This window comes from Streptomyces sp. CG 926 (assembly GCF_003148825.1).
Taxonomy (GTDB): domain Bacteria; phylum Actinomycetota; class Actinomycetes; order Streptomycetales; family Streptomycetaceae; genus Streptomyces.
Genome location: NZ_QGGZ01000008.1, coordinates 90,838 through 114,504, shown reverse-complemented (window position 1 = coordinate 114,504; position 23,667 = coordinate 90,838). Strand labels below are relative to the sequence as shown.

The window sequence follows — 23,667 nt, the reverse complement described above, 5'->3', positions numbered from 1 at the left end:
GCCCTAATCGGTGGGCCAGACCGGCAGCGGGCGTACGGCTTCGCGCAGCGCGGCGGCGATCGCCCTGAACTCCTCCTGCCGGGCGGTCCCGGTCCGCATGGCCAGGGCGATCCGCCGGGACGGCGCGGGCTCGGCGAAGTACCCCGTGGACAGGTACTCGTTGCGGGCGGTCTCCAGGCGCAGCGCGGAGCGCGGCAACAACGTCACCCCCAGTCCCCCGGCGACCAGTTGTACGAGGGTGGACAGCCCGGCGGCGGTCGTGGTGACGTCCGCGCCGGTCGTCCGACCCGCTTCCCGGCAGATGTCGAGGGCCTGGTCACGCAGGCAGTGCCCCTCGTCGAGCAGCAGCAGCTGCAGTCCGCGCAGTTCCTCCAGCGGGATGTCCCGGCGCCCGGCCAGCGCGTGCTCCCGGGGTGCGAGCAGGACGAAGTCCTCGTCGAAGACGGGTAGTTCGCTCACTCCGGGGACCCCGAGCGGCACCGCCAGCAGGAGCAGGTCCAGACGTCCGCCGGTCAGCCCCTCCAGCAGCGAGGCGGTCTGCTCCTCGTGCACCTGGAGGTCCATCCGCGGGTAGCGCCGGTGGAACAGTCCGAGCACGGTCGGCAGCAGGTACGGCGCCACGGTGGGGATCACCCCGAGTCGCAGCACCCCGGTGAAGGGCGCCCGTACCGCCTCGGCCTCCTCGAGCAGTCCGCCCATGGCGTCCAGCACCACCTGGGCCCGCGCCGCGATCCGCTCGCCCGCCGGGGAGAGCAGCACCTTGCGGGTGGTGCGCTCCAGCAGTTGCACGCCGAGGGCCTCCTCCAGCGCTGAGACGGCTCCGGAGAGCGCGGGCTGGCTCATCCCGATGGCCGCGGCGGCGTCCCGGAAGTGCAGGTGCTCGGCGACCGCCGCGAACGCGCGCAGTTGCGCGAGCGTCGGTTGCTTCGCTCCCCTACTACTGACAGCCACTGATAGGTACCTCCGATCACCCGGCACAAGAGTAGCTATTTCTGTAATCAATGCAGGTGTGTCAGCATGTGAGATACGTCCAACCCCACCGGAAAACCCCCAAAAGGGTTATTTTCCTCTGTATTAGGAGAGCGCGTGCTCACTGTTGGTGACAAGTTCCCCACCTTCGACCTGACCGCCTGTGTCTCGCTCGAGGCCGGAGCCGAGTTCGCGCAGATCGACCACAAGACCTACGAGGGCAAGTGGAAGGTCATCTTCGCGTGGCCGCTGGACTTCACCTTCGTGTGCCCGACCGAGATCGCCGCCTTCGGCAAGCTGAACGAGGAGTTCGCGGACCGCGACGCGCAGATCCTCGGCTTCTCCCTCGACTCCGAGTACGTGCACCACGCCTGGCGCAAGGACCACGCCGACCTGCGTGACCTGCCCTTCCCGATGATGTCCGACATCAAGCGCGAGCTGTCGACCGAGCTGGGCATCCTGGGCGAGGACGGCCTGCCGATGCGCGCCGTCTTCGTCGTGGACCCGAACAACGAGATCCAGTTCTCGATGGTGACCGCCGGTTCCGTGGGCCGTAACCCCAAGGAGGTCCTGCGGGTCCTCGACGCCCTGCAGACCGACGAGCTGTGCCCGTGCAACTGGAACAAGGGTGACAGCACCATCGACGCCGGCGCGCTGCTGGCCGGTGAGTGACGGATGTCCCTCGACTCCCTGAAGTCGGCCATACCGGACTTCGCCAAGGACCTGAAGCTGAACCTCGGTTCGGTCATCGGCAACAGCGACCTCCCGCAGCAGCAGCTGTGGGGCACGGTCCTGTCCTGTGCGATCGCCGCCCGTTCGCCGCTCGTCCTGCGTGAGCTGGAGCCCGAGGCGAAGGCGAACCTCTCGCCGGAGGCGTACACCGCCGCCAAGTCCGCCGCCGCGATCATGGCGATGAACAACGTCTTCTACCGCACCCGGCACCTGCTCTCCGACCCGGAGTACGGCACGCTGCGCGCGGGCCTGCGGATGAACGTCATCGGCAACCCGGGCGTGGAGAAGGTCGACTTCGAGCTGTGGTCGCTCGCGGTCTCCGCGATCAACGGCTGCGGCCAGTGCCTGGACTCGCACGAGCAGGTCCTGCGCAAGGCGGGCGTCGACCGCGAGACGATCCAGGAGGCCTTCAAGATCGCCTCCGTGATCCAGGCCGTCGCCGTCACCCTCGACGCCGAGGCCTCCCTCGCCGCCGAGTAACGGCCCCCGCACGACAGCACGGTGCCCCGTGACCGGATCCGGTCACGGGGCACCGTGCTGTGTCAGCTCGTGCGCAGCTCGGTCATCAGCGCCCGCGCGTCCTCGACCGCCGCCGCCACCAAGGCCTCCCGGTCGGGGTCCGGCAGGGGGTCCACCCGGGGATCGAAGACACCCTCGCCCCGTACGTCGAAGATCGTCACGTCGATCGCGAACACCGCGCCGCCGTCACGGACCCGCAGCCGCAGGCCGGACTCGGTCTCGCCCCCGGGACGGGTGACGAGGGCCTGCTCGCCCAGACCGGGCACCGACTCCCACGCACCGCCGTCGTAGACGTACATCCGGCTGCCCGGGGTGTCGAGCGCGAACTCGACCGCCGGATCGATCTTCTTGTGCAGTTCGACCGTGGCCCTCGTGTCGAAGACCCTGCCGGAGGCCTGCCGGTCGCTGCTGCGGGAGCACGCCGCCCAGTCCAGCGCCGGATGCCGGCTGCCCGCCTCCGCCGCGGCGTCCGGGAGGCCGCCCAGAAGTCCCTCCAGCGTCGGGGCCTTGTACTGGCCGCAGAGGTCGTCCGTGAGCCGGTAGCGGATCTCCGGCTCGGCCGTCCGGTCCCCGTACGCGTACAGCCCGCCGGCCCACAGCGCGGAGGTGGCCACCACGGCCGCCGCCACCCACCACCACGGGCGGGTCCGCGCCCGTACCGGTAACCGTCCGGGCTCACGTTCCACGACCTCGGCCGGGGCCGAGGCCGCAGGCCCCCACTCCCCGTCGAGCTCGGGATCCCCGATCATGTACGCCCCCTACTTGTCGAGTTCCGTCGTCAGCGAGCCGGTCAGGACGTGGCGTGGCCCTCGCTCTCGGGCGCCACGCTCAGAGCCGTCGAGCCGTGCGGGCCCGGGCCGATCATTCCGGAGCCGAGGTGGTGCTGCTCCCGCGAGTAGGCCTTCAGATAGCCCACCACCGTGTTGGTGACGGCCACCAGCGGCACCGCGACGACCGCCCCGCCGATGCCCGCGATCATGCCGCCGGCGGCCACCGAGAGCACCACCGCGAGCGGGTGCACCCTTACGGCCCGGCCGAGGATGAAGGGCTGGAGCACGTGGCCCTCGATCTGCTGCACCGCCAGCACCACCAGCAGCACCATCAGGGCGGTGAACACGCCCTGGGTCACGAGCGCCACGACCACCGCGAGGGCTCCCGAGACCACGGCGCCGACGAGCGGGATGAAGGCGAACAGGAAGATGAAGACGGCCAGCGGCACCGCCATCGGCACGTCCAGGAAGTAGATGCCGAGGCCGATGAAGATGGCGTCGATGAGGGCGACGATGACCGTGCCGCGCACGTACGCGGTCAGCGTGCGCCAGGCGCGCGGTCCGGCACCGGCGACACCGGCGCGAGCGGCGGACGGGACCAGGCCCAGCGCCCAGTTCCAGATGCGCTTGCCGTCGTAGAGCAGGAAGAGCGTGGAGAACATCGCGAGCAGAATGCCCGTCAGGACCTCGACGAGCACCGTCACGCCCTGCAGTCCGGCGGAGGTGATCTGCTCGGTGTTGGTGCCGATGGTCTCGCTGAGGTTCTTCGCGATGTCGTTGATCTGCTTCTCGGTCACGTGGAACGGACTGTCCAGTGCCCAGAGTTTGAGTTCGTTGATGCCGTCGCGGACCCGGTCGGAGAGGTCGTCGAGGTTCTCCATGACCTGCCAGACCACGAACCAGCCGACGAGCCCGATGACCACGAAGCCGAGGATCGCGGTGACGGCCGTGGCCAGACCGCGCGGCAGGCCCAGTCTGCGCAGCCGGACCACGAAAGGCTGGAGCATGGCCGTGACGAGCATGGCGGCGGCGAAGGCGAGGACGACCAGGCGGACTTCGCTGATCACCTTCATCAGCACCCAGAGCATCCCGGCGAGCAGCAGCAGCCGCCAGCTGGCCTCGGCGGCGACGCGCATCCCCCAGGGGACGACGCTCGCCGGGTCGGGGCGCACGGGTGTGGCCGGGGCGGCGAGATGGGGTGCGGGGACCACGGGTGGGTACGTGGGCGGCGCGGGAACGGTCGCGGCGGCGGGCGCCTCGGCGGACACGTCCGCCGTCGCCCGCTCGGGCCCTGCGGGGCCCGGCAGGTCGCCCCTGGTCTCGGCCTCGACCTCGGCGCGCCGCTCGTTGAGCCGCGCCTCCATCCGGTTCAGCTTGTTCCCGAGCCGGCCGAGCCAGCCTTCCCTCTTCGCCATATCGCTTTCCTTCCCCCGCCCCCGGTCTACGGGCTCACCTCGCAGACCGTACACGCGAGGAGCCCCGCACCGTAGGACGGTGCGGGGCTCCCCCGGGTTGTACGGTGCCGCGACGCTTGCGTCGGCGCGGGCTTTCTAGTACCAGCCGTTGGCCTGGTGGAAGGTCCAGGCGGCACAGGGGCTGCCGTAGCGGTCTTCCATGTAGTTCAGACCCCACTTGATCTGCGTGGCGGGGTTGGTGCGCCAGTCCGCGCCGGCCGAGGCCATCTTCGAACCGGGCAGCGCCTGGACCAGACCGTACGCGCCCGAGGACGAGTTGACGGCCTTGTAGTTCCAGGTGGATTCCTGGTTGATGATGTTCGAGAAGCACTGGAACTGGCCGGCCGGGACCATCTGCTGGGCGATGGCCTTGACCTGAGCGACCGTGTAGGAGCTCTGTGGGGCGAAGTCGCCGGCGTCGCGAGCGGCGGAGCGGCTGGCGACCTGCTCCTTCTCCTCGCGTTCCTTCTTCAGCTTGGCCTCGGACTCGGCCTTCTCCTTCTCGGCCTCGGCCTTCTTGGCCTTGGCGTCCTCGGCGGCCTGGACGCGCGCGGCCTCCTCGGCGGAGCGCTTGGCGTCGACATCGGCGGAGTGGGCGATGGCATCGGCCTGCTGCGTCAGGGACGCGCTCTGGACCTGTGCCTGGTCGCCGACCGGGATGTCGGCAAGGAGAGTCGCGCCGGACGCGGTCGTCTCGAGATCGTTCGTGGGGTCGCCGGTGGCAACGCCTACGACTGCGCCGACGGTGGTGACCGCGGTGGCCGAAGCCACGGCGAACCCCCGGACCGAGATCCGGCTCACACGGTGTCCTTCCAGCAGCGTCCGCAGTGACCGCGCGGGCGCAAGAGTGCCCTCGACTCTGGCCTCCGTGGTTCTACGGTCACTGGAGGCGCGGGCCCGTGGGCAACCCCCTTGCGGGGGCCGCCGCGTGAAACTCCGGGCGGCATACGGCGTTCGACTGTGGAGTTGTGGTGCTGCGCGTACCTCACGGGAGATACAGGTGTGCCGTATGCGGGGCCTGACGGAAACCAGACTCTGCCGGAACGCGACACCGCAAGGCAATTCTCCGTTGCGTGTGAAAGGTCACACCTGGCATGTCGCCGCCGATTCGAGAAAAGACCTGTGCAGCACGACGCCGCCCGGCTAGGCTCTCGGACCTTTGCCGGGCGGCGCCAACTCACCTTCCCGCTATGGGGTTTTTGACCGATACGACCCTCAGAGGTTTTCCAGCATCTCGGTGACCAGGGCGGCGATCGGGGAGCGCTCCGAGCGCGTCAGCGTGATGTGGGCGAAGAGCGGATGGCCCTTCAACTTCTCGACCACGGCGACGACTCCGTCGTACCGACCGACCCGCAGGTTGTCCCGCTGGGCGACATCGTGGGTCAGAACGACCCGCGAATTAGCTCCAATTCGGGACAGAACGGTCAGCAGGACATTGCGCTCCAGCGACTGTGCCTCGTCCACGATCACGAAGGCGTCGTGCAGCGAGCGACCCCGGATGTGCGTGAGCGGCAGGACCTCCAGCATCCCGCGGTTCAGCACCTCCTCGATGACCTCGCGCCCGGCGACCGCCGAGAGGGTGTCGAAGACCGCCTGCGCCCAGGGGCTCATCTTCTCGGAGGCGTCCCCGGGCAGATAGCCGAGGTCCTGACCGCCCACCGCGTACAGCGGCCGGAAGACCATCACCTTCTGGTGCTGCCTGCGCTCCAGGACCGCTTCCAGCCCCGCGCAGAGCGCCAGCGCCGACTTTCCGGTGCCGGCCCGGCCGCCCATCGAGATGATCCCGATCTCGGGGTCGAGGAGGAGGTCCAGCGCGATGCGCTGCTCGGCGCTGCGGCCGTGCAGCCCGAAGGCCTCCCGGTCACCGCGGACGAGCTTCACGTTGCCGTCCGCCGTGACCCTGCCGAGGGCCTTGCCGCGCTCGGACTGCAGGACCAGTCCGGTGTGCACGGGCAGTTCCGCGGCCTCCGGCACGTACAGGCGGTCCTCCGAGAAGAGGAGGTCCACCTGTTCCCCGGAGAGGCCGATCTCGCTCATGCCCGTCCAGCCGGCGTCCGTGATCGCGAGTTCCGCGCGGTACTCCTCGGCGAGCAGCCCCACGGACGAGGCCTTGATGCGCAGCGGCAGGTCCTTCGAGACCACCGTGACGTCGTAACCCTCGGCCTGGAGGTTGCGGGCGACCGCGAGGATCCGCGAATCGTTGTCCCCCAACCTGAAGCCGGCGGGCAGGACGCTCGTGTCGGAGTGGTTGAGCTCGACGCGCAGGGTGCCGCCCAGATCGCCCAGCGGGATGGGGGCGTCCAGGCGACCGTTGCGAACCCGGAAGTCGTCGAGCAGGCGCAGGGCCTGGCGCGCGAAATAGCCGAGTTCGGGATGGTGCCTCTTTGCCTCCAGCTCGGTGATCACCACGATCGGGAGCACGACCTCGTGCTCGTCGAAACGGGAGATCGCATTGGGGTCTGCCAGCAGGACGCTGGTGTCGAGGACGTAGGTCCGCCTGTCTTGCAGGCGGCTCTTAGTGCTGGTCACCACGGAAGGACGTACCCCCTCGGAAGAGGTCGGGCCATGAAGACCGGACCGGTCATCGGCACCCATGCCAGGGCCGATTTCCGGCCCTCCACTCCGTCCGTGCGAACCGCACGTGCGTCCTGGTGCAAAGGGCCTCCCGGGCGGACGACCCCATGCCGTCCGCTGAGACTCGACACCCGTGGATCGGGCATCGACCTGAAAGGGATATTCCCCGAACAGGCCAGGCCATGCCATGGCATATGACGGACGCTCGGTGAATCCCTGGTGAAGGCTTCGAGGGGAGGGGTGGCGGGGCCTGCCGTGACCTACGAGGTATCAGGTGCCGTAGCGCCGGTGGCGGGCCGCGTAGTCGCGCAGGGCCCGCAGGAAGTCGACCTTGCGGAAGGCCGGCCAGAAGACTTCGCAGAAGTAGTACTCGCTGTGCGCGCTCTGCCACAGCATGAATCCGGACAGTCGCTGCTCACCGCTGGTGCGGATGACGAGGTCCGGGTCCGGCTGGCCACGCGTGTAGAGGTGCTCCGCGATGTGGTCGATGTCGAGGATCTCGGCGAGCTCCTCGAAGGAGGTGCCCTTGCGCGCGTGCTCCAGCAGCAGCGAGCGGACCGCGTCGGCGATCTCCTGCCGGCCGCCGTAGCCGACGGCGACGTTGACGAGTATCCCGTCGACGTCGTGGGTGGCCTGCTCGGCCTCCTTGAGGACGTTCTGCGTCCGCGCGGGCAGGATGTCGAGGTTGCCGACGTGGTGGACCCGCCAGCGGCCGTCCGCGGCGAGGCCCCGGACGGTGTTCTCGATGATGTTGAGCAGCGGGCGGAGCTCGACCTCCGGCCGGTCCAGATTGTCCGTGGAGAGCATCCACAGGGTGACGACCTCGACGTCCGTCTCGGTGCACCAGCCCAGCATCTCGGAGATCTTGTCGGCGCCGGCCTGGTGGCCCTGCTCCGTCGTCCCTCCGGACGCCTTCGCCCAGCGGCGGTTTCCGTCCAGGATGACGCCGATGTGCTTGGGCGCCGCGTCATGGTCGAGGCGGCCTTCCACCCGGCGTGCGTAAAGCCTGTACACCAGGTCGCGCAGCTTCACGATCTTCCAGCCCCTCCGTGCCTTGCCCCCGTGCGAAATGCGGTCCCACCCCCGAGTCCGCCACATTACTGCGCCCCGGGATGGGGTACCCAACTCGGTCTGTCACAACTCCGTGATAGGGAGGACAACGTGACTGATACCAATCCCTATCGGGCAGAGCCCTCGCGCTACGACTCCATGGAGTACCGGCGCACCGGCCACAGCGGCCTCAAGCTCCCCGCCATCTCCCTCGGCCTCTGGCACAACTTCGGTGACGACCGGTCCCTGGAGTCCCAGCGGGCGATCCTCCGCCGGGCCTTCGACCTCGGCATCACCCACTTCGACCTGGCGAACAACTACGGGCCGCCGCCCGGATCGGCCGAGCTGAACTTCGGCAAGATCTTTGCGCAGGACTTCGCGGCCTACCGCGACGAGCTGATCCTGTCGACCAAGGCCGGCTACCTGATGCACCCCGGGCCTTACGGCGAATGGGGCAGCCGCAAGTACCTGCTCAGCTCGCTCGACGCCTCGCTGAAGCGGATGGGTGTGGACCACGTCGACATCTTCTACTCGCACCGCTTCGACCCGGAGACCCCGCTGGAGGAGACCATGGGCGCCCTCGCGTCCGCGGTCCAGCAGGGCAAGGCCCTGTACGTCGGCGTCTCCTCCTACACGGCGGAGCAGACGGCCGAGGCCGTGCGGATCCTGCGCGAGATGGGCGTGCGCCCGCTCATCCACCAGCCCTCGTACTCCATGATCAACCGCTGGACGGAGGAGGACGGGCTGCTGGACACCCTGGAGGACGCCGGCATGGGCTGCATCTCCTTCGCGCCGCTCGCGCAAGGCATGCTGACCGGCAAGTACCTGAAGGGCATCCCGGCGGACTCGCGCGCCGCGCAGGGCAAGTCGCTGAACCCGGACCTGCTCTCGGACGAGGTGCTCCGCCGACTGACCGGTCTGAACGAGATCGCGGGCCGCCGCGGGCAGTCCCTGGCCCAGCTGGCGCTCAAGTGGGTGCTCCGCGACGACCGGATGACCTCGGCCCTGATCGGTGCGTCGAGCGTGCCGCAGCTGGAGGAGAACGTGGCCGCGCTGGCGTCCGCGCCGCTCACCGAGGCCGAGTTGAAGGAGATCGACTCCCTCGCGGTCTCCACCCCTGGCACCAACATCTGGGCCCAACGCGGCTGACCTGCGCATTTGTCGCGCAGCACCGCCGGGAAGCCGGAAAACAAAAAACGGGCCGGTCCGTGGGGGGGATACGGACCGGCCCGAGGGGGGGGTTCCACCATAACCCTTCGTAAAGCATGCTGCGTGCATCGGCGCAGAATGATTACGCTCCGAAACCACCCAGCAGCACTCCGGTGAGTGCTCCGGCCGCCATGAAGGGGCCGAACGCGTACCCCTGATTCCGCTCGTCGGGGCTGCGTAGGAGCACGTACACCCCGTACAGGGCTCCGTAGAGCAGGCCGAGGAAGGCCCCGGCGGACCATACCCCCCACCCGTACCACCCAAGAGCGACCCCCAGCGAGAGCGCCAACTTGACGTCTCCGAAGCCCATGCCGGCGGGGTTGATCAGATGGAGCAACAGGTACGCCGCTCCGAGCGCGCCGCCGCCCAGCAGCGCGAGCCGCCAGTCGCCTCCGGCGCGGGGCAGGAGGGCGGCCGCGCCGAGTCCGGCGGCGACGGCGACGGCGAGCGGCAGGGTCAGCACGTCCGGCAGCCGGTGCACGGCGCGATCCACGAGCGAGAGCAGCACGACCACCGGGGCGAGCCCCACGTAGGGCAGCGCCTCGGGCCGCGCCCCGACGGCAGCCGCGAGCACGGCGCAGAGCGCCCCGGCGAGGGCGGCGAGGCGGACGGCGCGCCTCCCGTAGGCGTGCGGCGCGGCGTACTCGGGGGGCCGGCCGCCCGGGCCCCGCACGACGGCCTCCGCGGGAACCCGGCAGCGGGCCGGTCCGAGCCAGCCGCGCACCGGGTGCCCCTGCGGGCAGCGGTCGCGCCAAGGCTCCCCGGGCTCGACGGAGAACCGGTACGCGGCACGCGGCAGCAGCCATCCCGCGGCGGCGCCGTATCCGGCGGCCAGAACGATCAGGGCGACACCCATGCGGCGACGGTAGCGCCGACGGGGCGGCCGCGCGGGGCTTCCGGGAAAGGGTCGGTGGGGGACGGCTCCGCGCAGCGGCACCCCCTACGCTGGCCGACATGGCGAACTGGCAGGACGGCCACGGCACACTGCACGCCGGCGCGCACCGCATCCCTCTGGAGGTCGCCGCGTCCTACCGGGCCCGCACCCGGGGCCTGCTCGGGCGGGACGGGATCGACGGCGCGATGCTGCTGACCCCCGCGGCGAGCGTGCACACCTTCCGGATGCGGTTCGCGATCGATGTGGCGTACCTCGACCGCGAGTTCGGGGTGCTCGCCGTGGTCACGATGGTGCCGGGCCGGCTCGGACTGCCGCGGCCGCGCTCCCGGCACGTCCTGGAGTCGGCGGCCGGCGCCATGGCGGGCTGGGGCCTGCGGCCGGGAACCACCGTCGAGGTGGACGTACCGGGGCGTCTCACGCCCCGCTAGGCGAGGCCCCCCACTGGCAGTAGGTTGGGGCGGTTGAGCTGGGGCATCAGGGGAGCGGCATGACGGAGAACGCGCGGATCAAGGCGCTGGAGCAGATCATGCCGGCGACGCACGGCGCCGACGAGGACATCGACTGGCCGGCGGTGGAGGCCGTCTGGGGGACCCGGTTCCCGGCCGATTTCATCGCCTTCATGGGCCGGTTCGGCGCGGGTTCCATCAACGGCGAGGCCAGCATCCTGCTGCCGCTGCCCAAGCCCGGGCTCCAGTGGGACCCGGCCGGGATGGCCGAGGAGACCGGCAACGCACGGCAGACCTGGGAGGCGGAGGGCGGCCGCTCCGCCTTCGACGTGGACCCGGAGTCGATCATCGCCTGGGGGGTCACCGGCGGGTCGGACATCCTGTGCTGGCTCACCTCGGACCCCGACCCGGACCGGTGGCCGGTCCTGGTCTGCGGGCGGCACACCGCCGACTCCTTCGCGGTGTATCCGTACGGCATGGCCGAGTTCCTCTACCGACTGTGCTCCGACGAGTTCGACGTGAGCCCCGTCAGCATCACCTTCTGGGACGGCGGCCACCTCAGCTTCGTGCACTGGCGCAAGGCCCAGCGGCGCTGGCAGGAGGGCCGGAACCCCGAGACGGGCGAGCCCGACCCGTACGCGGGCGAGTTCGCCGACTGACCGACCCGGCGACCGCACCGGCGCCCCGCGAAGGCCCGTGGCGCCCGTGGCGCCCGTGGCGCCCGCAACGCACTCAGAGCCCTCAGAGCCCGTTCCGAGACCGGAGCGGGCTTTTCGGCATGTCTACGCGCGTCCAGTATTCGGATCGCATATCGGAAAACACCATAAACAAAAGACCCACTTGGAGCATTGAACACAAGTGGACCCCCAATGGAATCAACCACCCCTCCGTCAGGAGAGAATTCCGGCCAACGGGCCATCGAGGGACACCTCCGCCCGGAGCAACTCATAAGTAATAACGGGATCCAAAAGAAAATCAGGGGAATACACCCGTGCGACGAAGAATTTCCGGCGCGACCGCCACCACGGCCGCGCTCGGTCTGTTGATACCACTGGCCGGATGTGGTGGCTCCGCAGACGACGCAGGTGACGCGGCCACGCTGCACCTGGTCGCCGCCGAATACGGCGACAGCCCGGCCACCAGTTCCAAGCCCTACTGGGAGAAGATGGCGACCGATTTCAACGAGGCGAACCCCGGAATCAAGCTCGACGTCAAGCTCCTGCCCTGGGCCGACATCGACCGCGAGGTCTCCCGTATGGTCAAGGCCGGCAAGGCGCCGGATGTGGCCCTGATGGGTTCTTACTCGGACTTCGCGGCCCAGGGAAAGCTGTATCCCGCGGACGAACTCCTCTCGGTCACCGCCGAGGCGAATTTCCTCCAGCCGCTCGCCGACGCGGGCTCGGTCGGCAACAGCCTCTACGGCCTGCCCTTCGTGGCGAGCAGCCGTCTGCTCTTCTACAACGAGGCGCTCTTCGCCAAGGCCGGCATCAAGGAGCCCCCGAAGACCTGGGCCGACCTCAAGACCGACGCCAAGGCGCTCAAGGACAAGGGTGTGAAGTACCCCTACGCCCTGCCGCTCGGCCCGGAGGAGGCGCACGCCGAGGCGCTGATCTGGGAGCTGAGCAACGGCGGTGGCTACGCCGACAGCGCCGGCAACTACAGCCTGGCCTCGGATCAGAACATCGCGACCTGGGACTGGGTCAAGCGCGAGATGGTCGGTCCCGGACTCACCGGTCCGACCCCGCCGTCGGAGCTGAACCGCGCCGACGCCTTCGCCGCCTTCCTGCGCGGCGAGGTCGGCATGGTCAACGGCTATCCCTCGCTCGCCCACGAGGCGCGCACCAAGGGCATCGTCGTCTCGACCACCTCGATGCCCGTCTCGGACAACCTCGGCACCGGGGTGCCGCCGCCCACCGTCGGTGTCGCCGACTGGATGATGGCCTTCAAGCAGAACGGCAAGCGCGCGGAGATCGGCACGTTCCTGGAGTTCATCTACCAGGACAAGAACCTGTCGGACTTCGCCGACCGCTACCACCTGCTGCCGTCCACCGTCACCGCCTCGCGCACCCCGGCCGGCGGCGGCCTGGACAAGAACGACACGCAGTTCCTGAACGCGCTGCGCGGCGCCCAGCTCTACCCGGTCAACGACCCGGCCTGGCTGACGGTCAGCGACACCATCAAGCGCAACATCGGACGCGCGGTGGAACCGACCGGCAGCCCGAAGGGCGTTCTGGAGGACATCGCCCAACAGGCCGCCCAGGCCTCCAAGAAGCACTGAGAATTTCCTCGACACGGGACCTTCGACCCCTGCCGCAGACCACCCTGTGCGGCAGCATGGCCACTACGGCACTTGATCCAAGGCCTCGGCCCAGTCGCCCGACGAGCACCCACAAGGTGCACGGGGCGACCGGCCTCCACCCGGACCCTCCCCCTCAGCCGCTCAGCGCTGCGGCCCGTGGTCCGAGGCGAACGCCGTCCGGTACTGCTCGCAGCTGGAGTCCCAGCGCAGCGTGCCCCCCAGCGTTCCGTATCCCGAGCGCGTGAGCGACCACTCCACCGTGTACTCCCCGGTGTCGCAGGCGATCCGCTTGCCGCCCGCGACCTTCTCGCGCCCGGTCGGCGGCTTCCCCGCCAGCTCCTTGCGCACTTCCCCGACCCTGACCCCGTCCGCGTCGCGCAGCACGGCGTGCACGACGATCGGGTGCGCGCCCTCCTTGACCGTCACCGCCTTCTTCACCAGCGTCGAGTCCGACACCGACCAGGCGAACTCGTACGAGGGCAGCCAGGCCAGGGTCTTGGGGTCGCCGGAGCGGCGCTCGTAGTCCGGCGCAGCCGCGGGCCCCGGGCGGGTGACCGTCTTGTACTGGACTCCGGGGTGGAAGCGCAGCTGCCCCTCCACCTTGTGCATCTCGTCCTTGGTCCACATCGACTTCATGGACTTCTCGCCGCCGGCCGGGTCCTGGAGGTACGCCCCGCCCTCCGCGGCGGTGGCGGCCTGGCCCAGGAGCGGCGCGAGGGCGGCGGAGGCGGTGGCGAGGGCGAGAGCGGCGATGCGGGTGCGCTTCATACCCGGACCAACGGGGTCCCGCGGCGGGCCGGAACGACGCCGGGCGCGCTTTCACCCGTACGGGAGCGCGCGGTTCCGGTGGCCGTGGAAATACCTGATGATCAGCTCTCGTTACCCCGTCCGAGAACAGACCGATGCGGCGATCGACGGGGGATCCGATGGGCGAGTACGTGAGTGGTGGCACGGGCGACGGCCTGAGCGGCGACATGGGCGGTGGCGTGGGCGGCGACAAGGGCGGCGGCGTGGGCGGCACGGTGGCGGCGGGCTGGGAGCCGGTGCGGGAGGAGTTCGCCGCCTTCGTGGCGGCCGAGCCGCACTCCCCCGAGGCCCAGCTCGTGGTGCACCACCGGGGCCGGCGCGTGGTCGACCTGTGGGCGGGCGAGGACACGGACGGGGACACCGTCAGCGGGGTCTTCTCCATCACCAAGGGCGCGGCGCACCTCGTGGTGGCGCTGCTCGTGCAGGACGGCGTACTGGACCTGGACCGCCCGGTGTCCTCGTACTGGCCGGAGTTCACCGGGGACGGCAAGGAGCGGCTGACGCTGCGCGGGCTGCTGGCGCACCGGTCCGGGCTGATCGGCACGGACGAGGGCCTCGACCACGACGAGATCGCGGACGACGAGACGATCGCGGCCCGGCTCGTCGCGCAGAAGCCGTTCTGGGAGCCGGGCGAGGCCTACGGCTACCACGCGTTCGTGATCGGCGCGCTGACCGGCGAGGTGGTCCGACGGGCGACCGGCAGGTTGATCCAGGAGCTGTACGAGGAGCGCGTGCGCGCCCCGTACGGACTGGACCTCTACATGGGCCTGCCGGCCTCGCAGCAGGGCCGGTGGAAGCCGGTGCTGGAGATGCTGCCGACGCCCGCCCAGCGGGCGGCGCGGGAGGCGGCGGGGCCGCTGCCGGAACTGCTCGCGGTCGCCTTCAACGCGCACCGGGAGCCGCCGATGGACCCGGTCGCCCACGCCAACCACCCGAGGACCCGCGAGCTCGGCCCGACCTCGGCGGGCGGCATCGGCTCGGCGCGCGGTGTCGCGGGCCTGTACGCGGCGGCGATCAGTGTGATGGACGGCCGGGCGCCACTGCTGGAGCCGGACACGGCCGCCGAGTTCGCGCGGCTGCACACCCCGGGCCAGGACGCGGTGACCGGGGAGTTCGACCACTTCGGGCTGGGCTTCGAGCAGCAGCCCGCGGTGGGCCCCGGGGCCTTCGGGCACTGCGGCGCGGCGGGGGCCCAGGGCTTCGCCGACCCGGCCACGGGGATCGCGTACGGCTACACGCGCCGCCGCTTCGGCTTCCCCGGCGGGCGGGCCCCGGAGAACGACCGGCTGACGGCGGCGGTGCTGGGCGTGGCGCGGGGGCCGCAGTCCGCTCAGGCCTGACCGGTCTCGAAGCGGCTGATCCGGCCGCCGCCGGGGGCGATGACGAAGCGCCAGGTGGTGCGCATCTCGCCCCAGGTGTCGTTGCGGTAGTTGACGAGCAGGGTGCGGCCGCCGTCGGACTCGGACTGGACGTCCATGTGACCGCCGGAGTCGAAGATCTCCCGGTCGTTCCAGTCCTGCAGATCGCGGTCGGAGCCGTCGTCGGACATGGTCGCGTCGGCGGTCAGGACCGCGAGGAAGGCGTCCTTGTCGTGCGCGTTGACGGCGGCGACGAGGGCGCCGACCACCGGGTCGGACAGTCTGGCGGGGGCGATGGCCACAGGAGCCTCCTGGTCGGGCGTACGTTCGTCCGTGCCCGACCAGGGAACAACGCGGGCGGGTCCGCGTCGTCGACCGTCACCCGTTCGCCCGGCGGACGGCGTGTCAGGGCGGGCCAGGGGCCTGTCAGGGCGGGCCTGGGCCCTGTCAGGGTGCGTCGGAAGCGGTCCCGGCGGCGGGGGCGTCGGGGGTGGTGCGGACGGGGAAGCCGGTGGGGCGGCCCTGCTCCTTCAGCCAGGTGAGCACCTGGTCGAGGGCGTCGACGGTCTGGGCGCGGTTGCCGCCGCCGTCGTGGAAGAGCACGGTCGGGCCGTTGCCGATCTCGCGCTTGACGGCGTTCACGATGGCGGCCGTGCCCGGCTTGTCGAAGTCCTTGGTGTCGACGTTCCAGCCGAGCGGCCGCATGCCGTGCGCGGCGGCGATGCGCCGGCTGTCGGGGGTGAACGCGCCGCCGGGGGCCCGGTAGTAGTCGACCTTCGCGCCGCCGCCCGCGGCTTCCTCGATCAGCTTCTTCGCCTCCAGGATCTGCGCTTCCTGGTAGGCGACCGGCTTCTTGTCCATGGCCGTGTCGTGGTTCATGGTGTGGTCGCAGAGCCGGTGTCCGGCCGCGACCACCTTCCTCACCAGGTCGGGGTGGGCCTTGGCCTGCGGTCCGACCATGCAAAAGGTCGCCTTGACGTCGTGCCGCCGAAGGACGTCCAGCACCCTCGGGGTCCAGCGGGGGTCGGGGCCGTCGTCGATGGTGATGTTGACGGCGTTGCCGCCGCTCTCGGACGCGTGGGCTATGCCCTCGGGTATCTGCTGGGCCTGCTGTCCGGGCCGACCGTCGTCACCACGGCCGGAGTTGTCGGTGGCGCCCGGCCGGGCCACGTTCTGCCGGGAGGCGGCGGTTCCGCCCGGTCCGACCAGGGCTGCCACACCCCACGCGGTCGCCGCCACGGCGGTGGCCGAGGCGACGACGACGGCACCGGCCCGGAAGCCCTTCTTGTTCGCGCGCGCCAAGAAACCCATGAACTGTCCTCCCCATCCGCTGTGCGAGCGTCCTGTGGATCAGGACGTTCGTCGCCGGCGAGGAGTTCCAACCAAATAGCCCATAAATTCCCTGTTATGGGGCTGTTGGGATCGATGGGACTTTAGTCCTTTGTGGAGTTGCATACCTGCCCACCCGAACACACCCGAAACGGGCGCGCCTTCGGGCGCCGCGCGCTCCGGACCCCAAATCGGCGTATGCGCACCGAGGTTCACCGGTCCGCCGCTCGATCAGAATGCTCCCCATGGACGCCAAGGACTCGACGGACGACGGAGCCGACTGGGCGGTGGACAAGCTGACCACGCTGCGCCTCGGCCGGAAACTGGTGACGGAGGTCCCGGCGTCCCGCCCGGGCCGCCGCGCGTTCGTGGACATCTCCCCCGACAACGGACGGTCCGACGCCCGGGCGCGGGACGAGGGGTGGGTGCGCGCGGACAGGGGCCGCAGCTTCCGCGTGCGGCACCGTGAGTACGACGGCGCGCGCATCGACGGCTTCGACCACGACATCGGCGCGGTCCTCGTCGCGTCCGCCGACGCGGCGGACGAGGCCGCCTTGCGCGTGGTGCTCGACGCGTGGGGACTGCGCCCCGACGCCTTCGTGCACCCCTGGGAGACCGACGACCCCGGCTAGGCCGTCTCGTCCGGATCTTGCCGGGCCCGCGACGCCCGGCACCCGAGCCCCTCGGGCACCTCGGGCACTCCGGCACCTCGGGTACTCGGCACCCAGGCCCTCCCGCACTCCGGTCGGTCCGCGGCGTCCGGCACGCCGGTGGCGCCCGGACATGCCGGAAGGCGGCACCGCCGGTCGTCCCGGTGGTGCCGCCTTCCTGGTGGTGCGGGTGCTCGTACAGGTACAGGTACAGGTGCCGACGCCGTTGCCGGCGCGGCGGTACGTACCCGGTCAGTGCGCGAGCGACTCCTGCGCGGCCGGAGCCACCTTCTCGCCGTCCGCGGTACCGGCCGGGGCGGCCGGGCCCGCGCCGCGGAGCGGAACCTCCTTGACGAACCAGGCGGCCGCGAAGCCCAGTACGGCGATGGCCGCGCCGAGCAGGAACGCCGAGTGCGTACCGGCGGCCACCGCGTGCTGGTAGGCGTCGCGGACCGCTTCGGGCAGCTTGGCCAGGCTCGCGGCGTCCAGCTGGGCGGAGCCCGAGGCCTTGGCGGCCTCCGGACCCAGACGCTCGGTCATGGTGTCCGTGACCCGGGAGGTGAAGAGGGAGCCCATCAGGGCCACGCCGAAGGAGCCGCCGAGCGTACGGAAGAGGGTCGCCGAGGAGGAGGCGACGCCCATGTCCTTCATGTCGACGCTGTTCTGCGCGACCAGCATGGTGATCTGCATCAGGAAGCCGAGACCGGCGCCCAGGACGGCCATGTAGAGGCCGGACATCAGGCGGGTGGTGTCGGTGTCCATGGTCGCGAGCAGGAACATCCCGACGACCATGAGCGCGCCGCCGGCGATCGGGAACATCTTGTACTTGCCGCTGCTGGTGGTGACACGGCCCGCGATCAGCGAGACGACCATCATCGAGAGCAGCATGGGCAGGAGCAGCAGACCCGAGTTGGTGGCGGAGGCGCCCTGCACCGACTGCTGGAACAGCGGGAGGTAGAGCACACCGCCGAACATCGCGAAGCCGACGAGGAACCCGATCACCGACATCAGGGTGAAGTTGCGGCTGCGGAAGATGTGCAGCGGCATGACCGGCTCGGCGGCCTTGGTCTCCGCGTAGAGGAACGCGGCGGTCGACAGGACGCCGACGGCGATGAGGCCGAGGATCTCGAGGGAGCCCCACGCGTACTCGTTGCCGCCCCAGGTCGTCACGAGGACGGTGGAGGTGATGGCGATGGTCAGCAGCGCTGCACCGAGGTAGTCGATCTTGCCCTGCGCCCGCTTCTTGGGCAGGTGCAGCACGGCGGTGACCATGGCCAGCGCGACCGCGCCGAGCGGCAGGTTGATGTAGAAGGACCAGCGCCAGCCCATGTGGTCGGTGATGGTGCCGCCGACCAGCGGGCCGCCGATCATGGCGAGGGCCATCACGCCGGCCATCATGCCCTGGTACTTACCGCGCTCACGGGGCGGGATGAGGTCGCCGATGATCGCCATGACGCCGACCATCAGACCACCGGCACCGAGGCCCTGGATCGCGCGGAAGCCGATCAGCTGGCCCATGTCCTGGGCCATGCCGCTGAGCGCGGAGCCGATGAGGAAGATGACGATCGAGGTGAGGAAGGAGCCCTTCCGCCCGTACATGTCGCCGATCTTGCCCCAGATCGGGGTCGAGGCCGCGGTGGCCAGCGTGTAGGCGGTGACCACCCACGAGAGGTGCTCCAGACCGCCGAGCTCGCCGACGATCGTCGGCATCGCGGTGCCGATGATCATGTTGTCGAGCATCGCCAGCAGCATCGCGATCATGAGCGCCATGAGGACGACCCGTACGCTGCGCGGCTTCACCTCCTCCGAGGTCCCCGCAGGCTTGACTGTGTCCACCATGTCCACTCCCCTGGCCCTACCGGCCCTGCTTCTCGCACTCTGTCCCGCACCGGCACTTACTTGCCGCCCGGCTAGTTCACTACACTGGGGACGGTAGACCCGCAACTAGCCGGGCGTCAAGTAAGTAATTGGGGAGAGCCATGTCCAGCAGCAGTCCGCAGCGACGCCGTGGCGACACGCGTCAGCGCATCCAGGACGTCGCACTGGAGCTCTTCGCCGAGCAGGGGTACGAGAAGACGTCGCTGCGCGAGATCGCGGAGCGGCTGGAGGTCACGAAGGCGGCGCTGTACTACCACTTCAAGACCAAGGAAGACATCATCATCAGCATCTTCGAGGACCTGACACGGCCCATCGACGAGCTGATCACATGGGCGGAGGGCCGGCCCCGCACGCTGGAGACCAAGCGTGAGGTGCTGCGCCGCTACAGCGAGGCGATGGCGAGCGGCGCCGTGCTGTACCGCTTCATGCAGGAGAACCAGGCGACGACGCGTGAACTCCCCATCGGCCAGACGGTGAAGAAGCGCCTCTTCACCCTCGTGGAACTGCTCCGCACGGACGACGGTCCGCTCGAGGACCAGGTGCGCTGCGTCAGCGCGCTCTTCACGCTGCACGCCGGGATGATGTTCCTCCAGCACGTGGAGGGCGATCCGGAGGAGACCCGTCTGGCCGCCCTGAAGGTCGCCACGGACCTCATCACCCAGGCCCACCACGACCACTCCTGACCCACCGCCTCGCGCGCCGAGCGTCGGGGCGGAGACGGAGGGCGGAGTGCTACGGGCTACGGACTGCTCCGCCGGCCACGAGCTGCGGGCTACGGACTCAGGCGAGTCGGCGGTCCTCGGCGGCGATCGGCACATCGTTGATGCTCGCCTCGCGACGGCGCATCAGGCCGTCGTCCGCGAACTCCCACTGCTCGTTGCCATGGCTGCGCCACCACTGGCCGGCGAGGTCGTGCCACTCGCACTCGAAGCGCACGGAGATGCGGTTGCCGGTGACCGCCCACAGCTCCTTGCGGAGCCGGTAGTCGAGCTCGCGCTCCCACTTGTCGGCGAGGAACGCCCGGATCTCGGCGCGGCCGGTGAGGAAGCGGTCGCGGTTCCGCCAGACCGAGTCCTCCGTGTACGCGAGGGCGACACGCTCGGGATCGCGGCTGTTCCATGCGTCCTCGGCGGCCTGGACCTTGATGCGCGCGGATTCCTCGGTGAAGGGCGGCAGGGGCGGTCGCACGGCGGGGGCGTCGGTCATGACGGTCACCTCTCGACAGGGAGAACGCTCGTTCTCGCACTGATGTGGACGATAGAGAACGATCGTTCTCCGTGCAAGGCCGATCTGGACTACGCTGCCCGCATGGACGACGAAGAGGCCCGCACCCGACTCCTGGACGCGGCGGAGGAGCTGTTCTACCGGCACGGCATCCAGGCCGTCGGCATGGACCGGATCCGCACCGCGTCCGGCGTCCCCCTCAAGCGCCTGTACCGGCTCTTCCCGGCGAAGGAATCCCTGGTCACGGCCTACCTGGAACGCCGCGACCGGCGCTGGCTGGACTCGCTGCGCGCCGCGACCTCGACCCCGACGCAGCCGCGGGAGCGGGTGCTCGCGGTCTTCGAGTGGCTGGCGGACTGGTTCACCGAGCCCGACTTCCGGGGCTGCGCGTTCCTCAACGCGTACGGAGAGCTCGGCGCGGCGGCCCCGGAGATCGTCCGCGTCCACAAGGTGGAACTCCACGCCCTGCTGGTCGACCTGACCTCCGACCCCACCCTCGCCGACCGACTCCTGATCCTGACCGAGGGGGCGACGACGGTCGCCGCACTCGCTCCCGGCCCGGAGCCGGCCCACCGGGCCCGCGAGATCGCGGAAATCCTCCTGGTCAAGTGACGCGGGTCACATCGAATCGGCTCGTCGGGCTGTCACATCCGGGCCGCGATTTCTGTCAGAGCTGTGTAACCGTCGACACGGCAAGGAGATCACGATGGAAGCGCGCCTCAACCTCTTCGGCAACGCGGTCGCGACCAAGTTCGGCCGGTACCTCAACTCCGCGGGCAAGGCCGTCTCGGAGTCGACCCTGCCGCACGCCACGCAGGAACTGGTGAAGCTCAGGGCCAGCCAGATCAACGGCTGCGGCTTCTGCACCGACATGCACTTCAAGGACGCCTCGCACGCCGGGGAGGACGCGGTTCGACTCAACCTGGTCGCGGCCTGGCGCGAGGCGAAGGTGTTCACCGACGCCGAGCGGGCGGCCCTGGAGCTGACCGAGCAGGGCACGCGCATCGCCGACGCGGCCGGCGGCGTCACGGACGAGGCCTGGGCCGACGCGGCCAAGCACTACGACGAGGACCAGCTGGGGGCACTGGTGTCGCTGATCGCCCTGATCAACGCCTACAACCGCCTGAACGTGATCGTCCAGCAGCCGGCGGGCGACTACCAGCCGGGCCAGTTCGGCTGAGCGGGTCACCGGGGCCGGCCCCGACAGGGGAGGGGCCGGCTCCCCACGCACCGTTCTGGGTACGGGTACTCACGACAAGCCCCCGAGCACTCCCGACCATGGAGGGAGTCCACCTACCCCGGGGGTATCGATGTCCGCACGCACGCTCGTCCGCCTGACCTTCGCGAACCCGGCTTCGCTGATCTACCTGGGCCTCGTCGGCGCCGCCGTGACCTTCGCGACGGCCGTCACGCTGTTCGCCCCGGATCCCGGCTTCGTATGGGTCCTGCCCGCCTTGTGCGCGTTCCCGCTGATCCTGCTCGTGGGATGGGCCCACGGCACGGACCCCGGGGGCGGCGGGCCCTCGGCGTGGCTCCTCATCACCGAGCTCGTCCTGTGCGTACTCGTCCAGTCGCTCGCCCTCGGCACGATCGTGGAAGCCTCCCGCGGCCGCCTCCGCCGCGACACCCCCCGCCCGCCGACCGGCCGATCATGAGCTCGGTAGGCTCCAACCGCCTGGACGGGGTGGTTGCCGTCGTGCCGGCTCGTGGAAGGGATGACGTATGACGAACGGCGAACTGCCCGCGTTTCACCGGATCAAGATCCGTGTCGCAGCCCTGGTCTTCGACGGTCAGGACGTGGCCCTGATCCGCCGGACCAATGACCGGGGCATGACCCACTACTCCTTGCCGGGCGGCAACGTGGAACCCGCCGAACCCCTTCCCGACGCGCTGCAACGGGAACTCGAGGAAGAACTCGGTCTGACCCCGGAAGACCTCGAAAGCCCACCCGGCTTCACCTGGCTTCTGGACGCCATGGTCACCCGGCCCGGCTCCAGTCCCCCACGCAAACTGCACATGGTCTACCGGGTCCGCCTCCGCCCGGACGTCCGCACGAAGCTGAAGACGTTCGAGGACGACGACACCGTTGGCCGCGGAGACATCGTCTGGCTCCCCTACGAGGAAACGCGGGATCTCGACGTCTTCCCGCCGGTTCCCATCGCCGATCTCGCCGACTCCGACCGACGAGTCGATGCCTCTTCGGCCATGCTTCCCAGCTTGAACGACTCCAATTTCCGATGGATCTGACAGCTCCTAGCCGCCCGCGCTGCGGGGGAAGGTGATCTCGACGCGGCGGTTCTTCTTGCGGCCTTCCTCCGTGCTGTTGTCGGCGATCGGGTAGTCCTCGCTGTAGCCGCGGACGTCGAAGACGACGCTGGGATTGGTGACGGTCTTGGCCAACTCGGCCTGCACGGCGTCGGCGCGCTGCTTGGACAGCTCCTGGCCGTGCTCGTAGCTGCCTTGGTCGTCGGTGAACCCGAAGACACGGATGCGGGTGGCCTTCTGCGTGTTGATCTCGTTGGCGATGGCCTGGATCCGAGCGGCGGCCTGCGCGTTGAAGACGGCACTGTTCTCCGGGAACAACACCTCGGACTGCAGCGCCATCATGACGGTCTGATTGGTCTCCTGCCGCCGCTGCTCGCCACCGAGGTCCTCGACGACCTCGACCAGGTCGAGCACCTTGGGAGGCGCGAGCGTGCCGCCCTGAGGGAGCTTCAGTCGGGGCGAGTCCGGCTTGAGTGCGACGGGCGCGGATGCCGACGGTTCCGTGCCCGGGGGCACCGAGGGCGTGACGTCATCGGCGTGGGCGCTGGTCGCGCCGATCAGATGGGTGCCGGCGATGACGAGACCGACGACAACCGTGGAAGCGGTGGTGCGATGGCGTGTGGTCATGGGGTCACCCGGAGATTTTGATGGTAGCCGCGGCAAAGGTCGGCAGACCGAAGACGACATCTGTCGTGCTGGTCGGCGGGGCGGGGAACTGCGCGAAGAAGGGCACGGACTCTCCCGCCTTGATCACCATGAGGCCAGTGGTGCATGCACACCGACCTTCGGTGTCACGCAGAACGTAATAGCGCTTCTTCCCGGCATTGTCGACGATGGTCGCCCCTGCGACCGATGCGGGACTGGCCGTCTTCTCATCACCTCGCCAGGCTGCCGTCTGTGCGAAGGGCGTGGATCCGGTGTTCTTGATCTGCCCGTTGACGGTCAGATAGCCGTCCTGGTCGCGCTCGGCCGAATTGATCTCCAAAACGATTCCGGACTGGCCTTGCGTCGTCGCGATCACCTCAGGCGGCGCTACGCTGCCGCCAGTCGCCGGAGTCGACTTCTGGGACGCACTTCCCTGGCTCTGGGAGGCCGAGGGCTTCTCTGCATCCTTCGGCTTCTCACTGCTGCCGCATCCGACGAGCACGAGGGCCAAGACCGCCGCAACCGCGACGGCCGCTCCCCCACGGACCTCCGCCTTCTGCCGAATGCTCATGTACGCCGCTTCCTTGTCTCTAG

At 69.8% G+C, this 23,667-nt stretch carries 27 protein-coding genes; 13 read left to right on the top strand and 14 right to left on the bottom strand.

What is annotated here, in order from left to right:
• Positions 1–3: 3 nt before the first annotated feature.
• The gene (locus BCL76_RS21910; RefSeq protein WP_109781155.1) at positions 4–951 is read right to left on the bottom strand and encodes a hydrogen peroxide-inducible genes activator; all 948 of its coding nucleotides are present in this window, start codon (positions 949–951) and stop codon (positions 4–6) included.
• A gap of 135 nt (positions 952–1,086) precedes the next feature.
• Between BCL76_RS21910 and BCL76_RS21905 the strand changes: the two genes are divergently transcribed.
• Positions 1,087–1,641: a peroxiredoxin gene (locus BCL76_RS21905; protein WP_109781154.1), complete on the top strand. Its 555-nt coding sequence runs from the start codon at positions 1,087–1,089 to the stop codon at positions 1,639–1,641.
• Positions 1,642–1,644: 3 nt separating this feature from the next.
• The gene (locus BCL76_RS21900) at positions 1,645–2,181 is read left to right on the top strand and encodes an alkyl hydroperoxide reductase (protein ID WP_109781153.1); all 537 of its coding nucleotides are present in this window, start codon (positions 1,645–1,647) and stop codon (positions 2,179–2,181) included.
• 62 nt (positions 2,182–2,243) lie between these two features.
• On the opposite strand, the gene BCL76_RS21895 is transcribed toward BCL76_RS21900, so the two are convergent.
• The 5 genes from BCL76_RS21895 to BCL76_RS21875 form a co-directional block, all read right to left on the bottom strand.
• The gene (locus BCL76_RS21895; protein WP_109781152.1) at positions 2,244–2,969 is read right to left on the bottom strand and encodes a hypothetical protein; all 726 of its coding nucleotides are present in this window, start codon (positions 2,967–2,969) and stop codon (positions 2,244–2,246) included.
• Positions 2,970–3,010: 41 nt separating this feature from the next.
• Positions 3,011–4,405 carry an AI-2E family transporter gene (locus tag BCL76_RS21890; RefSeq protein WP_109781151.1) on the bottom strand — a complete coding sequence of 465 codons (1,395 nt, stop codon included), beginning with the start codon at positions 4,403–4,405 and terminating at the stop codon, positions 3,011–3,013.
• A gap of 135 nt (positions 4,406–4,540) precedes the next feature.
• On the bottom strand, positions 4,541–5,245 hold the full coding sequence (locus tag BCL76_RS21885; protein WP_258309836.1) for a lytic transglycosylase domain-containing protein: 705 nt from the start codon (positions 5,243–5,245) through the stop codon (positions 4,541–4,543).
• A gap of 414 nt (positions 5,246–5,659) precedes the next feature.
• On the bottom strand, positions 5,660–6,976 hold the full coding sequence (locus tag BCL76_RS21880) for a PhoH family protein (RefSeq protein ID WP_109781150.1): 1,317 nt from the start codon (positions 6,974–6,976) through the stop codon (positions 5,660–5,662).
• 312 nt (positions 6,977–7,288) lie between these two features.
• Positions 7,289–8,050 (bottom strand): isoprenyl transferase, encoded by a 762-nt coding sequence (locus BCL76_RS21875; protein ID WP_030011184.1) that lies wholly within the window; start codon positions 8,048–8,050, stop codon positions 7,289–7,291.
• Positions 8,051–8,179: 129 nt separating this feature from the next.
• On the opposite strand from BCL76_RS21875, the gene mgrA reads away from it, so the two are divergent.
• Positions 8,180–9,217 carry an L-glyceraldehyde 3-phosphate reductase gene (gene mgrA, locus BCL76_RS21870; RefSeq protein WP_109781149.1) on the top strand — a complete coding sequence of 346 codons (1,038 nt, stop codon included), beginning with the start codon at positions 8,180–8,182 and terminating at the stop codon, positions 9,215–9,217.
• A gap of 142 nt (positions 9,218–9,359) precedes the next feature.
• Here mgrA and BCL76_RS21865 read toward each other — a convergent pair whose 3' ends face one another.
• Positions 9,360–10,133 (bottom strand): prepilin peptidase, encoded by a 774-nt coding sequence (locus tag BCL76_RS21865; protein WP_109781148.1) that lies wholly within the window; start codon positions 10,131–10,133, stop codon positions 9,360–9,362.
• Positions 10,134–10,231: 98 nt separating this feature from the next.
• Between BCL76_RS21865 and BCL76_RS21860 the strand changes: the two genes are divergently transcribed.
• The 3 genes from BCL76_RS21860 to BCL76_RS21850 all read left to right on the top strand — a co-directional run bounded on the left by BCL76_RS21860 (position 10,232) and on the right by BCL76_RS21850 (position 12,896).
• Positions 10,232–10,600 (top strand): DUF192 domain-containing protein, encoded by a 369-nt coding sequence (locus BCL76_RS21860; RefSeq protein WP_109781147.1) that lies wholly within the window; start codon positions 10,232–10,234, stop codon positions 10,598–10,600.
• A gap of 59 nt (positions 10,601–10,659) precedes the next feature.
• Entirely contained in the window at positions 10,660–11,277 is a 618-nt protein-coding gene (locus tag BCL76_RS21855) for an SMI1/KNR4 family protein (RefSeq protein ID WP_030712131.1), read from the top strand.
• Between the two features lie 332 nt (positions 11,278–11,609).
• Positions 11,610–12,896, top strand: coding sequence for an extracellular solute-binding protein (locus BCL76_RS21850; RefSeq protein ID WP_258309835.1), 1,287 nt, complete (start codon positions 11,610–11,612; stop codon positions 12,894–12,896).
• 162 nt (positions 12,897–13,058) lie between these two features.
• Here the strand turns inward: BCL76_RS21850 and BCL76_RS21845 are convergent, their stop codons facing one another.
• Positions 13,059–13,685 (bottom strand): hypothetical protein, encoded by a 627-nt coding sequence (locus BCL76_RS21845; protein WP_109781146.1) that lies wholly within the window; start codon positions 13,683–13,685, stop codon positions 13,059–13,061.
• Between the two features lie 206 nt (positions 13,686–13,891).
• On the opposite strand from BCL76_RS21845, the gene BCL76_RS21840 reads away from it, so the two are divergent.
• Positions 13,892–15,064, top strand: a complete 1,173-nt coding sequence (locus BCL76_RS21840; RefSeq protein WP_109781370.1) for a serine hydrolase domain-containing protein — start codon at positions 13,892–13,894, stop codon at positions 15,062–15,064.
• Here the strand turns inward: BCL76_RS21840 and BCL76_RS21835 are convergent.
• Both BCL76_RS21835 and BCL76_RS21830 read right to left on the bottom strand, forming a co-directional pair.
• Positions 15,055–15,384, bottom strand: a complete 330-nt coding sequence (locus BCL76_RS21835; RefSeq protein ID WP_109781145.1) for a hypothetical protein — start codon at positions 15,382–15,384, stop codon at positions 15,055–15,057. The two genes, BCL76_RS21840 and BCL76_RS21835, sit on opposite strands and share 10 nt — an antisense overlap.
• 145 nt (positions 15,385–15,529) lie before the next feature.
• Positions 15,530–16,393: a polysaccharide deacetylase family protein gene (locus BCL76_RS21830; RefSeq protein ID WP_109781144.1), complete on the bottom strand. Its 864-nt coding sequence runs from the start codon at positions 16,391–16,393 to the stop codon at positions 15,530–15,532.
• A gap of 263 nt (positions 16,394–16,656) precedes the next feature.
• On the opposite strand from BCL76_RS21830, the gene BCL76_RS21825 reads away from it, so the two are divergent.
• On the top strand, positions 16,657–17,043 hold the full coding sequence (locus BCL76_RS21825; protein ID WP_258309834.1) for a hypothetical protein: 387 nt from the start codon (positions 16,657–16,659) through the stop codon (positions 17,041–17,043).
• Positions 17,044–17,313: 270 nt separating this feature from the next.
• On the opposite strand, the gene BCL76_RS21820 is transcribed toward BCL76_RS21825, so the two are convergent.
• Positions 17,314–18,900: an MDR family MFS transporter gene (locus BCL76_RS21820; protein ID WP_109781143.1), complete on the bottom strand. Its 1,587-nt coding sequence runs from the start codon at positions 18,898–18,900 to the stop codon at positions 17,314–17,316.
• 140 nt (positions 18,901–19,040) lie between these two features.
• Between BCL76_RS21820 and BCL76_RS21815 the strand changes: the two genes are divergently transcribed.
• Complete coding sequence (locus BCL76_RS21815; RefSeq protein ID WP_109781142.1) at positions 19,041–19,622, top strand: TetR/AcrR family transcriptional regulator; 582 nt, start codon at positions 19,041–19,043, stop codon at positions 19,620–19,622.
• 97 nt (positions 19,623–19,719) lie between these two features.
• Here BCL76_RS21815 and BCL76_RS21810 read toward each other — a convergent pair whose 3' ends face one another.
• Positions 19,720–20,145 (bottom strand): nuclear transport factor 2 family protein, encoded by a 426-nt coding sequence (locus BCL76_RS21810; protein ID WP_109781368.1) that lies wholly within the window; start codon positions 20,143–20,145, stop codon positions 19,720–19,722.
• Between the two features lie 102 nt (positions 20,146–20,247).
• Between BCL76_RS21810 and BCL76_RS21805 the strand changes: the two genes are divergently transcribed.
• The 4 genes from BCL76_RS21805 to BCL76_RS21790 all read left to right on the top strand — a co-directional run bounded on the left by BCL76_RS21805 (position 20,248) and on the right by BCL76_RS21790 (position 22,410).
• Positions 20,248–20,775 (top strand): TetR/AcrR family transcriptional regulator, encoded by a 528-nt coding sequence (locus BCL76_RS21805; protein ID WP_109781141.1) that lies wholly within the window; start codon positions 20,248–20,250, stop codon positions 20,773–20,775.
• Positions 20,776–20,869: 94 nt separating this feature from the next.
• Positions 20,870–21,343 carry a carboxymuconolactone decarboxylase family protein gene (locus BCL76_RS21800; protein WP_109781140.1) on the top strand — a complete coding sequence of 158 codons (474 nt, stop codon included), beginning with the start codon at positions 20,870–20,872 and terminating at the stop codon, positions 21,341–21,343.
• A gap of 130 nt (positions 21,344–21,473) precedes the next feature.
• Entirely contained in the window at positions 21,474–21,818 is a 345-nt protein-coding gene (locus tag BCL76_RS21795; protein ID WP_109781139.1) for an SCO4225 family membrane protein, read from the top strand.
• Between the two features lie 67 nt (positions 21,819–21,885).
• Positions 21,886–22,410, top strand: a complete 525-nt coding sequence (locus tag BCL76_RS21790) for an NUDIX hydrolase (protein WP_109781138.1) — start codon at positions 21,886–21,888, stop codon at positions 22,408–22,410.
• A 6-nt stretch (positions 22,411–22,416) separates the two neighbouring features.
• Here the strand turns inward: BCL76_RS21790 and BCL76_RS21785 are convergent, their stop codons facing one another.
• Together BCL76_RS21785 and BCL76_RS21780 are read right to left on the bottom strand one after the other, a co-directional pair.
• Positions 22,417–23,055, bottom strand: coding sequence for an OmpA family protein (locus BCL76_RS21785; RefSeq protein ID WP_109781137.1), 639 nt, complete (start codon positions 23,053–23,055; stop codon positions 22,417–22,419).
• Between the two features lie 4 nt (positions 23,056–23,059).
• Positions 23,060–23,644, bottom strand: a complete 585-nt coding sequence (locus tag BCL76_RS21780; protein WP_109781136.1) for a hypothetical protein — start codon at positions 23,642–23,644, stop codon at positions 23,060–23,062.
• Positions 23,645–23,667: the final 23 nt, after the last annotated feature.